Origin of the sequence: Photobacterium iliopiscarium (genome assembly GCF_003026395.1) — a bacterium.
Classification (GTDB): Bacteria; Pseudomonadota; Gammaproteobacteria; order Enterobacterales; family Vibrionaceae; genus Photobacterium; species Photobacterium iliopiscarium.
On the sequence record NZ_PYOO01000001.1, the window covers coordinates 504,708 to 521,221 of the forward strand.

Genomic DNA, 16,514 nt, shown 5'->3' on the forward strand with positions numbered 1-16,514 from the left:
ATCGATATGGGGAAGGTTTGGCTCCATGATTAGTCAGTAAGGATGGTGTAGCGGATGTGCAGCACGATGTCGTTCAGGCTTTGCAGAATGCTCCGTTGTTTACCAGTCTCCCCGGCATGTGGGAATGACAGGGTTAACTTGGCACTGCCGTCACCATTGATCGGCAACCCTTCAAACGGCAGGTATTTGCTGTCATTGAAGTCCAACTGGAATTGGCCGCTGTCGTTGATGCCATGTGAGATCGCGGTGTGCGTACAGCTTTGGTGGATGCCGTTACCGTTGCCGCTGTAGCCTAACACAGCCTGAATATCTTCATACGGCCCCAATAGTGCTGGTAGCGACACGCTGATTTGTTTGATACGACGAACCGAACTGCCACTGTTACTCAGCATAGCGTCAGGGTAATCATCTGCGATAGCCAACGCATTCAAATCGATACTTGCAGTGAATACCTTTGATTCGATACCCGTTACTTTTACCATTTTCAAGGTGTGCGGCGTTAACGACGACCCTGTCCCGTTCAACACCTGGTTGACTTCGGCATTAAATCCGGCACTATCCACTCCCATTTCCTGTGCCATCGAAACCGTACGATTCACTTCTAATGCTCGTCCATCCCACTCTAGATAAGCCGATTCCATTTGAGCTAAGTTCAACAACAATGCTTCACCGCTCAGCAATCCTGCATGGTTACCATCCCAAGCTCCGGGTTGGATAAAGAAAGAAGCATCTTGAGTTTCCCATTGGTAACCCAGCTCCGCCCTCATACAACGGGCAACAGTCAAATCGTAGAATTGGTAGAACACCGCAGACAAACGGCCTTGCATCCAGCTGTACAGTTCAACATTGCTGAATTTGGTCTTGAGAAAATCCAACTGAGCTTGAGTTTGCGCCTGTTGAGCCGCTACATAGTCTTTCTGTAATTGAGCCGCTTCTAGTTGAACGGCTAAGCTATGTTGTTGTGCCTCCAATTGCGCGCATTCATGTGCAGCACTATCTCGTTGGATAGACCACTCTTGTTGACGGCGGCGATATTGCTCAGTGAGCGAGTGCGCTTCGGCGGCTGTTGCCAACCCTATAGCGCTAATGTCCATACCCGAAGCGATCGCCGAGGTAACAGCACCCCAGCGACTTCCCCCCACAGCCATACCAAAGACGTTTGGCGCCATATCCAGAGCCGCACCAGCGATACGCATTGAGTTGGCAGCCATAGACATCGAGCCGGAGGCGATGCGTTCGTTAATACTTTGACGCTCAACAGTACTAACACCTTCATTTAACAACTCTTGATAGCTATCGCGTCGTGTTGTAGCGGCATCTAAGTTGGCAGACAAGACCTTTTGTTCGGCTTGTAACTGTTCAATGGTTTTGTCCTGCAAGTGCTGACTGTACTGCATCAGTTTTTGTGCTTGCGTTTGCAGTAACACATTGAGAGCTTCACTATCTTTGCGTTCCAACACAGAAGATAACGTACTACCATATTGGATCAGTTGACCAACTAGGTTACGAGCACTCTCCAACATGACAGGAAAGCGTTGAATCGCTATCGTTGCGTTGTTTGGCAGAGCATCAGAACCGCCTGCACTGGCGGCAGCGGCATTCTGCAGAGCCTTCGGATCAGCCGGCGTGGCAAACAGAGGCAGGGTTAATGGTTGACCGTCAATACTCAGATTGTGGCGTAGATTGAACAGACGCAGCTCCAATGTTTGCCAATAACCTTTCAGTTTGTCATTTTCGCTAGGTAAGAACAGCGCAGTCAATGAATTAGCAGTGCGAGGCTCCAGAGTCGTTAGCTCTGAGGTCTCTCCTCGCACCAGACGTTCCATCAGCATCAAGCTTTGTTGCATCGTGGTGTCACTGGCTGCCTGCGACAATGTCGGATTACTCCAATTGGCTTGCTCAGGCAAGTCCGGTTGAGGCCCCAGTAACTGCAGTGCACTCAGATACCACATCTTAGCTTCAGCTAAGGTATCGCGTTCTAGTTGACGATAAGCCATATCACCACGAGCAATGAGCAAGTCCAGCAGCTTCATGAAGGTGGTGACCTTATAGTGCATCGGATCAGCCTGCGCTACCACATCGGGGTCAGTACTATCTGCTTGTGTTTCATCCCAGGCGGTATCTTCTTCCAGTGGACGAGTGTTCCATTGGCGATCCACATGATGGCGCTCTGGGAATTTACCTTCCAGATAACCCTCTGGACTGAATACGTATTTCAGCCAACGCTCGGCTTCTTCAAAATTCTGCGATTGCAGTAATTTTTCAGCAACCATCATTGGTGTGTAGTAAAACAGTTCCCAGAAATACAAGCCGTTAGCGCCATTGAAGTCCATTGGTTCAGAACTACGGTCCAAGCCATAAACAGATACGAGTCCAAGAAATGTACCGCTATTGTAAATCGTATCTAACTTCCAACTATTAGAATCGTTCTCATCGGGAATGAATCTAATCCAAGATATTCCCTGTTTTTTTTCATATTGCGCCGTTATATAAATCTTTGAGGCACCAGCTTTATTGGGAGCGAAAAAGGTAACTGTTGTGTTTTCGAAATCACTCAACATACCCTCTGCCATCGGATAAACGTCATCACTGCCATACATATGAACACGATTAATGGTGAACCTTCGTGAATTTCCATGAATATCAATATCATAAGGTCCAAGTTCCAACGTAACGTAAGTACCATCACCAAGTTTTGGCTCCGGTAAATGTTGTGTATCCCAACTCAATACATTATCTAGCCCTGACCGTGCACGCTTCACGAGTTCATGTGCAAATAGCGTGTTAAGCCGAGTGCGTTTGGGGTGACGGCTATTTTCCAAATATGAAGCTTGGTTGTCACCGTTGACGATCAGGATATTATCCGTGGGATTGGTGATGACGGCATCGGTTTTGGTTACATTTATCTTGAAATCTTTCTTGTACACCAAAACCTTATCCTGCTTCACCGTCAAGGTTCTAGTTTGCTCCAAGCCGTCGTCATAAATATCGAAAGAGTAATCCTTGCTAATGTCTGTCTTGGCATCATTTCTTAACGTTATCTCTTGCTCACCCCAAGAGTAAGTATATTCTCGGCCTGGTATATAGCGGGGATGACCGAAAGTGAAATGCTGTACCCAACGCTGTTGAGGATGATGTGGTTCGTATTCAGAAATAACTGACGCTCTCGCGTTCTTGCTGAAAGGAGCACCAGAACTCAACCAAGGAACCGAGAGCTCTAAGTCATCAACAACATGTGTTCTCGCAGGTCCAGCTGGTATTATTCTTACCGCTCCGTCAAAAGATACGGTAATGGAACCAGGATCATTTCCAAAGGCGTCAGAAAATGTTGTGATTGTTATCTTAAATCTATACCTAAAGCTATGATCAACCTTAGTGACAATTACCTCAGCTGAGTCTACCTTAAAGTCAGTTCCGCCATCCTCCTCAATTTCGCCGTACTCCAACACAGGATCTGGCTCAGTAGATAAATCTGTAATCTGAACCACTGCTTGCGCGGTATATGACAGTTCCATCGGAAGCTTTAGATTGTCCACAGCTTCACCCACAATATCGACATTATTGACGACTAACCACTCAGGATCCGTCGTATCACTTGGTGTAGACGGCGTAACGTTAACAGCATACGACACTGCATTGATATAGCGAATCAATTTGTTCGGCTCCCCGCTGCTGTTCAAGTTATGTGAGTAAAGCGAGTAAATAGAGATCCAATCATCCCCTGTAATCAACACATTTTCCATGTTGTTGTAGATAAGCCCACCATAAGCAGGACCTTCACCCCCTGTAGTTATAGAGCCTAATCCGTCATGATTTCCAGGAACAAGCGAAGGATTATACAACATATACAGAATCCCACCCTGCAGCGGCTGATAGGATAGATACAGATTGAATTTAGGTTGTTCGCCGTCAAAGAGAGCATCCGGTATATCAGATAGCACAAAACTCATCGCCGGCGCCCAGCTACCGTTGATTTTCCGGTGGCTCAACTGCAAGCTGTATTGTGCCTTTTGATTCGGCTCACCATTCGATTCGCCTTCGTCCGAAACCATTTGCTGCGAGACCCAAGCGATATACAGCCGGTTATTGAAGAGAACCGGGCGCACTTCATCGTTGATTGGGGTGATTTGACCTTGAATTTCTTCCCAGTCAGTCCAAGCGGAAGCTACATAACCACCGGTTCCATCGCCAGCCTCATGATTCAAGCTGCGCCAGTAGTAACGATAAGGAGTCGTGGTGCTGCGACCAACAAAATAACTCAAACCTTTGTTCAGTTCTGCCGCGTGGTGGTAACCACACAGCACTTTTAGGTTAGCTATATCTTCAAAACCGTTAAGATAATTGGAATACGCCGTTTCGACCGAGTCTTTATTCAGCTGATTCTGATTCAACTCATTAAGCAATTCGCCTTGAAGACCACTTTGATTATAACGCAACGTCGGGTCAATGTAGTTTTCCGGGTAATAAGCTAATTTGGATACGCCAGCCCAAGTGCTGTAGCGTTTGTTATACGAATTCCATTGAGTAAAGAAAGCCTCCATCAATTGATTTCGGTCAACACTCTCCTCAAGCCCTTGTAGGCAACGATTGATGTACAACTGAACACTGGAGATGGCTTCAGCGAGACGGGTTGTTGTGATTTGCCCGCTCACTTGATTGTCAATCAGAAGATAACCAAATAGCTCGTCACGATTCTTTATGGATATGCTGCTAGGTAAAGAAGGAGCTACGGTATTTATGAAATAAGCACACAGAGCGGTGCTGAGCGATTCACCAAGTAGAATGTTCATCTGGTTCCGTTTGGAAGAATCCGTCACACCAGCTACAAGCGCTCCAGCAAGATTTTGCCATTCAGAGTAAGGTTGATCAATTTCGCTGTTCAACAAATCGCCTAGGGCTTGGACCGACAATCCTAGACTGACAGATTGATCCAACCATTCCATCATAAAGACGGCTTGACTGGCGTTTAGGTCAGCCGAGCTGGCTCCTACACAGTTTGCGGCCTGTGCAACTTCACTTTCTGGCATATCTAACCAACGGGCGAGCACTGCAGTATTAAGCTTATTGGTATCCAATAGAGTCAAACATTCACCAATCGCTTCACCGGCACATAATTGCAGTACTTTATAGCGACTTAGAGCTTGTTGGGTACTCAAGTTCAGCGCCAGCTTGTCAGTCAGATTGCTTCCTAACATTGATGGTTTATCCACCGCTACTTTTAATGCAACAGCGCTCAATTTCCAATATTGAATGATAAATGCCAACTGACCTAAGGCTTGGCTGAAGGCCACCAACGGAGCACTTTCTTCAGTAGTTGGTGCATCGCTTTCGCAATAACTGACAATAGCACCACAGAAAGAAGCCATGTCGGTCAAACTCAAGCCTTGGTCAGCAGCAATTTGTTCTACCCACACTTGCAGTGTTATGGCGCTATCCACGTTATCCAGACCAAAGGTGGCGGCGATATGAGGCGCGAATAGTTGACGGAGAGAGTCAACCTCCGATGTGGAGGTTACATTGCTCGCTTTAAGTGCTTGATATAGCGTTCGGATGAAACCATCTACTTCTGACGTCATTGCTTCAGGATAAACGTTAGTCGTCATCACGTTCAATTCGGCCACACTCAGTTGCTGTGCAACCAACCATTGACTGGTGTTGTAGATGGCATCCAAGTAGTCGGCAAGCAAAGTATTAGAGGCATTTCGCAGATCCTCTTTTTTTCCGTTCAACTGCAGCAAGCGTTGTAGTTCTTGTGGAGTTAAATCATGCATCCTTGCCCATAATCCCACACGGTACAGTGTGCTGAGGTTAGCCAGGCTGCGCTTCCAAGTAAAATCATCGTGATCCACAATAGCAGCCAGAGTTGCTAGCCCTGCGTCATCGACGCCTAGTGCGCGTTTTAGGACAGCACGTTCCTGGACATATGTTGTATCATCCGGATCAAAGCTAATCGTGTCGTTAGTATCGTTGGCGGTAAACGCGACATCGTTGAGTGGTGGGTTGTTAAACAACCGGTCGAACTGACTGAGCTTGCCCGCCGGTGCGTAGGCGTTGATATCCGCCCCGGCTAGTACCAATGCGTCGTCTTCGCCCAAGGCATAGCGCTGCTGGTATTCCAGGGCACGGGCGGTCATTAACAATGTATTGTTGGTGATGGCAGGAGGGGTACTGCCTTGCGACAGAGCAATCAGACTGTCCAGCGAAGCGGGAGATAAGCCTGTTTTTTGAGCATAGCGAATGATCTGTGACAAACGAACGAGCGAAGCTACGGAAAGGTCTTGGTGGGATTTAGTGTAGGCGAGCGTGGTCCATTCTAGGCCGTGTTCTATATGTATCTTACCACTCATATTACCAGACAACGGCACGAAAAATTCTAACCAATGGTAATGAGAACTGTATACAGAGCGCGTCTCAACGAGCTTACCATTAACTTTAACAGTTACTGAATCCCATCCCCTTGGGGACTTATTTTTGGTGACTCTGTAAATAAAACGAAGTTTATCACCATCACCATTAGGTAATAAATTGTATTCTAAGCTAGCACCGTCCGCCCTGCTCAGTGTCGAAGTATCCCATCGTAACGAGCCATCTATCACTGCGATGAAATTCCCCTCTACCGATTTATCATTGACGTAACTGGCGCCATAAGTCTCAGGATTGACCGGAATTGGTTCGGTGGTGAATCCAGGGCTAGAAAGGGTATTTAAGCTCTGCACAAAGCCCGGCAGGGCCAGATACGCATCCAGTTTTTCTTGGGTAACCCCCACTCGCTGACAAAAATATTCTACATCAGACAGTTGCCCAATATCGGTTGTACCAAAATGGCGCAGCAACGCACTGTTCAGCTCTGCCTCTTCACTGGGAATCGGTTCCAGCAATAAGTCGTATAGGCCTGGCGACAGGTGATTTGCATAGGCTGCACGGGTATTTATCGGGAAAGCTCCGGCACTTTGGCTCGGCGCTAGAGCTTGAGCAAGAGCTTCAAAACTGGTGTTGTGAGTTGTCAATGCCGTTTCTATGCTGGTAAAAGGCTTGTGATACGGCAGATCAAACGGATAAACAGCGGTGACAAAAGCTTCATATACCTGATTGGCATTTTTATCAGTCCTGTTTTGAATGGTGTTCAACAGGATTTCATTGGATAGCGCCAAGGTTGTCACTTCGGTGTCCAAGTTGCTCTGACTCAGCGATAACGATCGCAGATCCGGTCGGCGTTTATCCAGATATTGCGGCTGGTCACTGGTGTGTAATTGCTTACCTTCTCGGTATAACTCGCTCAGATAAGCAGCAGGAGAAAACATCGATGCAACCGAGGATTCGGGCACGTAAGCATCGGCACGTTGACCGAAAAAAACTTCGTAATCAAGCGATTCTCGTTGCAACGGATCGATTACCAGATGCGGCACTTGTTTAAGCTGTGGGTTGGAATGGGTTAAAACTTTGCGAGTTTTCGCTTGGAGTTGCTGGCGGTAACTTTTCGCCTCACGATATACCTGTTTGGCCTCGCTCTTACTTAAACAGCCTCTGCATTGTTGAAAGAAACTAGAGAAAGTTGACGCTGCAATATCCATTGGACTGGTATAGTCCAATTTTTCTAAGGAAGCGCTATGGTGTTGGTATAGTAAAGGGGTGAGTGATCTATTTGACATATTTTCTACTCCTTTGAGAGTAATTATTAATATAGGTGGAGATACAACTCCAGAATAAAAAAATAAAGACTTGAAAAAACACTTTTATAAAGGTGAAGCTCTCCACTACTACTGGTTTGGGTTTGTTGCAAATAATCTGAGTTAGTAAATAAGTCCTACAATCGACTCATAATCCCAATCATAAACGCTAGATCGTAACAATAACCGACACACGCTTACCGTTTAAAAACTCACTCGGACTCAGAAAATTTAATGCCTTTCTAGGTCTCGAATTAATCAAAAACTCTGCCTGTTTAACCTCTTTTGCAGCAAGTTCTCCAATGGCCATTCCCTTTGGGAAAAAACGTCTTAGTAAACCATTGGTATTTTCATTCAAACCTCGTTGCCAAGAATGGTAAGGTTTAGCAAAATAAATGTCACAGTTCAGATGCTTAGCTATCTTAGCATGACCCGCAAACTCTCCGCCATTATCAAATGTGATTGTTTTGCAAAGCCCTTTAAAGGGCTTCATCATACGATTTATTCCACGAGTGACGGCTTTTTTGGATTTACTGCGTACTTTACACGTAACTAATAGCTTAGATACTCGTTCAACCATGGTCACCAAATACCCATTTTGACCATATACTGTGTCGCCTTCCCAGTGACCGAACTCAGCATTTTCATCAACAATAGATGGGCGCTGAGATATATCTATACGATTAGGAATTAGTTTTGCACCAGCTTCCGTACCTTTACGTTGCTTATAGACTTTTCCTTTTCGAGGTAGAAGAGTTTTCCAGTATTCTCGTTTTGTTAGATTGTAAATGGTACTGCAAGATATTGTATTTTCGATACTTTCCTCTTTCATTCTTCCTGCTATTTGCTCAGGACTCCAACCTATTTCTAGAAGAGGCTTTATTATATCTTTGTGTTTTTGACTACATTTAGTGTGTTTTTTTGCAAATTTTCTTTTTTGAAAAGCGTGCCTATGTGCTTGTTCTGCACAATAGCTGCCTATAGGGCAGCGTAATAATTCAATTGAAATTGATTTATTACCTCTCTTAAGCATTTTCCCTATTTCACGAGCTGAAATACTGAGTGAATTCCAAGCTTCGATCTGGTATCTTTCGCCTAGTGTCAGTTGCTTATATTGGTTTCCCATGTGGTTACCTTGGCCTATTGTGTGAGAGCTTGAAGCTTATAGGCAACTGACTCTCTTATCTATACCAAAGTGTGTCGGTTATTCTTGGGATCTAGGCTTTAATTGGTGTCATTGATATTACTCTTACAAAATTTAAAGCGGATATGAAATCCCTTCTAGGCACTAATGCTAATCTTTCTGATTTTCTGACTCAACTGCTTTGGGTTAAGAAAGTTGCTTTGGCTCGTAAAGCTCTTTTACAGAAGATGGGAAACGATAATGCGGCTAAATCTGTAGGCATTCTTCATCTGGATGAGAGTGTAAAAGCGACTAAATTTACAGTTATTTGGGATGAATCAAAACATAAGGTAGAAAGAAAAAGATTAGGCTCTTTTATCAATAAGGCCGGACTTAATGATCTTCAAGTTGTTGAATGTAGCCTTATGTCAAACGGTGACGTTTTTTGGATTCGTGGGCCTCACTGGTACATACCTAATGATGAGAAAGATAAAGCCTGTTTAGGGCATGTAAAGGATATTACTTCGGACATTTCAGTAGTATCGATGCAGTCTAATGCTGGAGCTGTTGGTAATGATTGGAAAAGTGCATTAAAAGCGCTTAGAAAGCCAGAAACAAAGGGAGTTGATCTATCCAGTCAAATAGCATCATTGAGTAATAATAGTGCTTTTTGGCAAGATAATTACCATTATGAAGAGGGGCTAGGACCAAAGGGACAATCATTATATGTTGCTGACGCTCAAGCTCAATTTTTACGCTTCACATCAGAAGGTTCTGCTAAAATTAATTCTCCCCTAGAGTCTATTTCTGGTATTGAGTTTAATAATGTAATGGGAATAGGTGGAGAATTAAAAGGAAATGTCACATTATTAAGTGCACAACTTAGCTTTTCCACATGGTTACCACTTACGTCACAAAACCGTGATATTGCTTCCAAGCCTTTATCATCAAGGAACCAGCCAAAGGGATACCACCTTGAAATCCCATACTTAAAAAGTCATCCTTCATCCAAGTACGAAAGAGAACAATATTCTGCTGGTTATCTTAGTATTAAAGTCTCTGGGCAAGTTTATGGTCTTGCTGCGGCAACTTGTCAATTGGGTACTAGTTTATCATTTGGCCCAGGGGATGCTGAAGGAACTATTGGTATTAAAGGATCTGCAATCAATATTCAAGATTACAATACTCATTTGGGTCAAAAAGCGGCTGGGGCGTTAATTGCTGTAACGCCTGGATCTTATTTAAAAGGTGTAGCTGAAGCTAAATTGAGTGCAGATGTTTTTATTGGTGTTGAAGCTGGTGGATGTTTAACTGGCGAAGTATTCTGGCAACCACCAAGCACTTTAATTGCAAATGGCTCCGGAGTAATCTCTGGAACAGATTTGTTGTCTCTTGGTAAAGTGAGCGGACAGGCATCAGTAAACTATGGTATCGGTGCTAATGTGGAGTTTAGGCTAACTTATCAAGAAGGATGTTTTGTGGTTGTTGCTGCGGCTCGATTGGTCGCTGGTCCTGGTTGTTCTGGTAAAGTTGCGATTGAATTAAACCCTGATAATGCTGATAGATTTATTGCGTGCTGTTTGAATGTGCTCAATCAAAGTGGGTTCCGTCAAATAGCGATCTTTGGTGATGTTGACAGTAACAATATCAATAAAGATTTCATGATATTGAATGATTATCTGACTATAGCGATTGCTTTGGGTTTAACGCTAGGTGAAGTAATGCTTCTACCCATGACAGAGATAAATGCTTATAAGCAAGAGACGTTAAAAGATGAATATGCACCGTTTTTGGCGGCAAAAATTATTGATCCTAAACAGCGAAAGAAAATACAAGAGTGGATTAGAAACTTGCCTCCTGAAACATTAGCAAAATTGTTTGAGTGTTTGATTAAGCACCAAAGTGAACGTTCAGATAATGAACTACAGGTTAAAGCTATTATAAATGTTATGGCGTTAATAAATCCAACATCGAATGATAGTATTAATGATAAATGTCGCCAGTTCGAAGAAACATTATTTCGTATGAATACAAATATTGAAATGAAACAATCATCTATGGCTCAATGGAATAATTTTGGATTTAATTGGATGAAGATAGCTAAATTTATAACATCATATGATAACTATAGAAACAGATCAAAAGAACTATTTAATCTTTATAGCAATACTCTATGTAAACATATGGAATTGAGAAAGAAGGTAACTAATTTATTAGGTGTGGAAAATACACATTATATATGTTTCAATAAAAATTTCCCTAATGTTTTTAATGCGATAGATATGTCTGGATATGAGAAGGTAAACTGGGATGTGTATGAGATTTAGACATTATATTACTGCGTTTATAACGTTATTTCTTATAGGTTGTTCTGATTTTACTGAACCTCAGAGTAAAGATATTTCATTATTTAATGATTTTTTAAAACAAACAGAAGTAATAAATAATTCTATTCATGTTGAGAGTACATATGATAAGAAAAGTAAATTATTTAAACCAGTATTGGCTATTCAACGTAAAAAATTAGCTGAAGCAGAAGAAGACTTAAAGCCATTAGTGGAAAAAGGCGATCCAGAAGCAATGTTTTGGATGGCTAAAATAATCTATCGTTCAAGTGTTAATGATACACCTAAAGCTCTTAATCTTTTACAAAAAGCAGCCGAAAATAACCCATATGCAGCAATGGCTCTATTTCCTGATAATAGAGAGTGCCAAAGATACTTTAATGGGTTTTGTGAAGATAAATGGATCGATAAAGCTAAAAAATTATTTATAGAGCAATCTAAAAATGGAGATGTAAGAGCTGAATTCTATATAGAAAAATTAAAAAGAAAGCATGATGTATATATATCAGCTATCATTAACGCTGCCGAGAATAATTATTTATATCCTATGGTTGAATATGCAGAAAAAGTCTTATTAAATTCGAATTCTAGTAGTGACATGAAGAAAATGGCAATTAGTTTACTTCGTTATGGTCGAGAGAGACAATTTATCCCTGCTATAGATATGCTAATGGGAGTTGAAATTCAATCTGGAAATAAGAATACAGAAGAGTTTAATACGCTTTTTTCTGAAGCGATTAATCTCGGATCTAATGCCGCATGGGAGATGATGGGGATTTCCGCGATTAAAGATCAATCTAATTCTAATATTAATAAGTATACGATAGCTAAAGCTATTTATGATTTTAGTGGTGATGAATTTGCTTTAGCATTTACTAAACCAATAGAAAATAAAAAAGATTTAGCTATAGCAAATAAAAAAGCTCAAGAAATGGTCGATGCAGTTGAAGATGTGATCTATATTGATGGTGCACATCCAAGACAAGACTAATATTAAAGCCTCGAAAGAGGCTTTAACCCAATGAATATAGACTTATGATATGAAAAAAGGATTATTTGTACTGTTAGTTATATTGATATCAGGTTGTTCTGAGTACACAGAACCGCAAGAATCTGATATTGCAGTTTTTGAGAGGTTTTTATCTGAAAAACCTGTTAACCCAACTGATGAAGTGAATATAGCTAGTATTTATAAAGAAGAGGATGCTTTATTTTCACCCATATTATCTATTCAACGACGCAAACTTGCTGAAGCAGAAGAAGAATTACAACCTCTTGTTGAAAAAGGCGATCCAGAAGCAATGTTTTGGATGGCTAAAATAATCTATCGTTCAAGTATTAAGGACACACCGAAAGCACTTGCTTTATTAAAAGCATCAGCGAAAACAAATCCGTATGCAGCAATGGCGCTATCTCCTGATAGTAAAGAATGTAAAAAATATTTTGGTGAACAGTGTCAAGAAAAATGGGTTGAACAGGCAAAAAAATTATTTAAGAAAGAAGCTGAACAGGGTAATGTAAGAGCTGTTTTTTATTATAAAAAATTAAAAAAAGATCATGATATTTATATTGATGCAATTATTGAAGCAGCAAGCAATAATTATTACTATCCACTGGTAGACTATGCGAATAGTATTCTGTTAAAGGAAAGTCGAAATAATAAAATGGAGGATTTAGCCGGACAGTTATTAAGTTATGCAAGTAGCAGGGATTTTGTACCTGCTCTTGAATCACTTATTTTGTATAAGGAAAGAAAATATAACATTACTTATCGAGAATTATCTGAATATCCTGAGTATATTGACCTCATAAATAAAGGCGTTAAATTAGGTTCTAACTATGCTTGGGAAATGAATACTTTAATCTACCGAGTAGATGATAGTAAAAGTAATGTTGATAAATACATAGTAGCTAAAGCACAGAGTATATTTAATGGTGAAAATATTGGGTTGTCACTTATAGATAAAATAAGCAACAAAAAAGACTTATCTAAAGCAAATAAAAAAGCTCAAGAAATGGTCGATGCGGTTAAAGATGTTATCTATATTGATGGTGCACATCCAAGACAAGACTAATATTTAAGCCTCGAAAGAGGCTTTAACTCAATGAATATAGATTTATGAAAAAGGGATTATTTGTACTGTTAGTTATATTGATGTCAGGCTGTTCTGAGTACACAGAACAGCAAGAGTCTGATATTGCAGTTTTTGAAAGGTTTTTATCAGAAGTTACAATATCATCTGATAAAAATACTATCAACATTGCAAGTCTTTACCAGCCTCAAGATAAACTTTTTGATGCTGTATTAGCTATACAAAGAAATCATTGGTCGAAAGCAATTAAGGAGTTAACTCCTTATGCTGAAAAGAAAGATCCTGATGCATTATTTTGGTTAGCTCAAATATCTTATGGATCTAACCCAACCGAAAATATTAAAGCAGGAAAGATGATGTTAGAGTCTGCACAATTGGGAAATCCCTATGCAGCTTTGATGTTTGATCCAGATAATATTACCTGTCAGAGATATTTTTCACGCTATTGTGATAAAAAATGGGTGAGTAAAGCAAAAAATATTTTCGCTAAGCAAGCTAAAAAAGGTGATGTTAGAGCTATATTTTATACTGCTAAGTTTAAAGGTGATCATGATGTATATATAAATGCGATTATTGATGCTGCAAGACAAAATTATTATTATCCGATCGTCGATTATTCTAAGGAAGTTTTAGATGATAAACATTCTACGGGTTCTCTAAAAAGTATAGCATTTGATTTGTTAACTTATGCTAAGAATAATAATTTCGTACCTGCGGTTGATATGCTGATTTATTATAGTGAAAGAGAAAATAAGGTTGATTATAGAAAGATCGATTATAATAGTGAATATTATAAATTAATCATGCTAGGTAAAAAATTAGGATCTAACTATTCTTGGAATATGAGCGAATTAATTTATAGTACAGATGGCAATAATAATTTATTTGACAAACATGTTATGGCTAAAGCGTTATTGGACTTTAATGGTAATGACTCCGGTTTATCTTTTCTGAGTCCAATAACTAATAAAGATGAATTAGAAATTATAAACAAAAAAGCTCAAGAAATGGTCGGTTCAATACCAAAAGTAATTTACATTGATGGTACACATCCAACCGTTGATTAATTAATATAATAAGCCTCGAAAGAGGCTTTAACCCAATGAATATAGATTTATGAAAAAAGGATTATTTGTACTTTTAATTATATTGATGTCAGGTTGTTCTGAGTACACAGAACCGCAAGAATATGATATTGCTGTATTTGAGCAATTTTTATCAGAAAATCCAATATCAACAATCAGCCCGTCTATTGATATTGCAAGTATTTACCAACCTGGAGATTCTCTTTTTGAGGAAATATTAGGTATTCAGCGAACGCAATTAGACATTGCAGAGAAAGAATTGACACCACTAGTAGAAAAACGACAACCAGAAGCAATGTTCTGGTTAGCAAAAGTTATATATCGTTCAGGTATTAATGATAAATATAAAGCTCTTAAACTATTAAAAAGCGCAGCGCAAAGTTATCCTTATGCAGCAATGGCACTTTCTTCAAATGATGAACAATGTCAAATGTACTTTCCAAATGAATGTAGTGACCAATGGACGGAAAAAGCACAAGAGCTATTTGCACAACAAGCAAAAACGGGGGATGTGCGTGCAATGTATTACAATATAATACTGAAACCAGATTTAACTCACGAACAATATATCAATGCTATTATTAAAGCAGCAGACAATCATTACTTCTACCCCCTCGTTGAATACTCTAATAATATTATAAAAGTAAATAAACCAGACAAAAAATTAGAATTACTTGCCGTAAAACTTCTTAATTATGCGCGTTTCCATAATTTTGTACCTGCGATAGACTCTTTAGGTAATTATGAAGCCAAAAACAATCGCTTTCATAGTATTGAGATGAAGCGATTAAATGAGCAAGGCTTGAAACTTGGATCGAATATATCATGGAGAGGTTACCGAATGGATAGTCTTAAAGATGAGTCCTTAACAAAAATATATTTCAGCAAAAGCTACTGACTTATTTAATGGTGATGACTTTGGAATAAGCTTCACTCATCCCCCTAAAGAAAAAGAAGCATTAATCGCTGCTAATAAACAAGCTAAAGATAAAGCAGATTCCGTTAGAAAAGTCATTTATATTGACGGTGCTCATCCCCGAATTTTCTAATTTAATATTCAGCAATATTTCTTTATAGGCGCTTCTTGAATACAAGAAACGCTTTATTTACACACATCACTAAGCATTATCTACCCTCATGTAGTGGTACATTAAATTTGCTGCACCGCGCAACGAAAGCCGTTTGATGGATAATATTCATCTTGAGCAACAGCTTCACCTACTCGAGATGTCGTCAGTTCTCCTCCTCTCATGACTTTTTTAGTCCCTGTTGATGGCCCTTGAGGATCGAGTTCTGAGGATTGTTGATAATAATGATTGCTATACCAATCATTAACCCATTCTCGTGTATCTCCAGACATGTCATACAAACCAAGTGGGTTTGGCGGATACAATTTAACATGATAACTATCGTTGCCGTCACCAATATTCCATTCATCTTTTGTGTAATCGACATACCTGCCATCAACCAAATGCTGGTCACCTTTACGCTGAAGGTAACCGTTATTGGTTGCATAGTATAGATGCTTCCCACGATTTCTTGCCGCATATTCCCATTGTGCTTCTGTGGGTAAGTCAATCGGGTAATCTGTTAACTCACCCAACCATAAACAATAATCCTTTGCCTCTTGCCATGCTTTAGTCGGTGTTGCTTTATTTTTAAACTGTTCGTCAGGAAGGTTATATTTTTCTCTTATATCAGCTCTGACAACTGGCAGATTATGCGCCCTTTTAAAAGCATCAAAACCGTGAAAAGTCGTTTCATGATTAGCTAATGAATAGTCACTTAAGGTCACTTTATGTATAAAGTTAGAGCCAGTTTTAAAATTGGAAATAGTCGTATTACACTTAGCATCTGGCGACCAATCCATTCTATCCGTAGAAATGGGGTTACAAGGGGCTTTAAATGCCCCCATCATGAAGGCTCCACCTTTGATAAACACCATACTTTCAAGTGATTCAACAGCAACATCCACGATTTGATGTTGAAGTTTGGTATCTGCATCAGGGTAAAGCTTTTTTACTTTCGCTTCTATTTGATTGATTTTTTCAGCTGGTATCGTTTTACTGGTTACTGAAGCAGTTGTCTCTCCAGTGCATGCTGTTAATACACATGCGCTTATTAATATACTCAGATATTTTCTATACATCACTTAACCCAACCTTCCCTATTCGTATCCATTCATTAAACAACGCTAATAG

Annotated in this window: 8 protein-coding genes; 5 read left to right on the top strand and 3 right to left on the bottom strand. The window is 40.3% G+C overall.

From position 1 onward, the window contains the following. Positions 1-29: 29 nt before the first annotated feature. Together C9J51_RS02160 and C9J51_RS02165 are read right to left on the bottom strand one after the other, a co-directional pair. Complete coding sequence (locus C9J51_RS02160; RefSeq protein WP_052668261.1) at positions 30-7,649, bottom strand: Tc toxin subunit A-related protein; 7,620 nt, start codon at positions 7,647-7,649, stop codon at positions 30-32. A 187-nt stretch (positions 7,650-7,836) separates the two neighbouring features. Continuing rightward, the gene (locus C9J51_RS02165; protein WP_107274827.1) at positions 7,837-8,793 is read right to left on the bottom strand and encodes an IS30 family transposase; all 957 of its coding nucleotides are present in this window, start codon (positions 8,791-8,793) and stop codon (positions 7,837-7,839) included. A gap of 143 nt (positions 8,794-8,936) precedes the next feature. On the opposite strand from C9J51_RS02165, the gene C9J51_RS02170 reads away from it, so the two are divergent. The 5 genes from C9J51_RS02170 to C9J51_RS02190 are packed head-to-tail and all read left to right on the top strand — an operon-like array spanning position 8,937 to position 15,211. After that, positions 8,937-11,117, top strand: a complete 2,181-nt coding sequence (locus C9J51_RS02170) for a hypothetical protein (RefSeq protein WP_107274828.1) — start codon at positions 8,937-8,939, stop codon at positions 11,115-11,117. Further along, positions 11,107-12,126 (top strand): SEL1-like repeat protein, encoded by a 1,020-nt coding sequence (locus C9J51_RS02175; RefSeq protein WP_146144931.1) that lies wholly within the window; start codon positions 11,107-11,109, stop codon positions 12,124-12,126. Before C9J51_RS02170 ends, C9J51_RS02175 begins: the two co-directional genes overlap by 11 nt. 49 nt (positions 12,127-12,175) lie before the next feature. Beyond that, positions 12,176-13,210 (top strand): SEL1-like repeat protein, encoded by a 1,035-nt coding sequence (locus tag C9J51_RS02180; protein WP_107274830.1) that lies wholly within the window; start codon positions 12,176-12,178, stop codon positions 13,208-13,210. 44 nt (positions 13,211-13,254) lie between these two features. Continuing rightward, positions 13,255-14,295: a hypothetical protein gene (locus tag C9J51_RS02185; protein WP_107293010.1), complete on the top strand. Its 1,041-nt coding sequence runs from the start codon at positions 13,255-13,257 to the stop codon at positions 14,293-14,295. A gap of 49 nt (positions 14,296-14,344) precedes the next feature. After that, the gene (locus C9J51_RS02190) at positions 14,345-15,211 is read left to right on the top strand and encodes an SEL1-like repeat protein (protein ID WP_045040984.1); all 867 of its coding nucleotides are present in this window, start codon (positions 14,345-14,347) and stop codon (positions 15,209-15,211) included. A gap of 252 nt (positions 15,212-15,463) precedes the next feature. Here the strand turns inward: C9J51_RS02190 and C9J51_RS02195 are convergent, their stop codons facing one another. Further along, positions 15,464-16,462 (bottom strand): formylglycine-generating enzyme family protein, encoded by a 999-nt coding sequence (locus C9J51_RS02195; protein WP_107274831.1) that lies wholly within the window; start codon positions 16,460-16,462, stop codon positions 15,464-15,466. Positions 16,463-16,514: the final 52 nt, after the last annotated feature.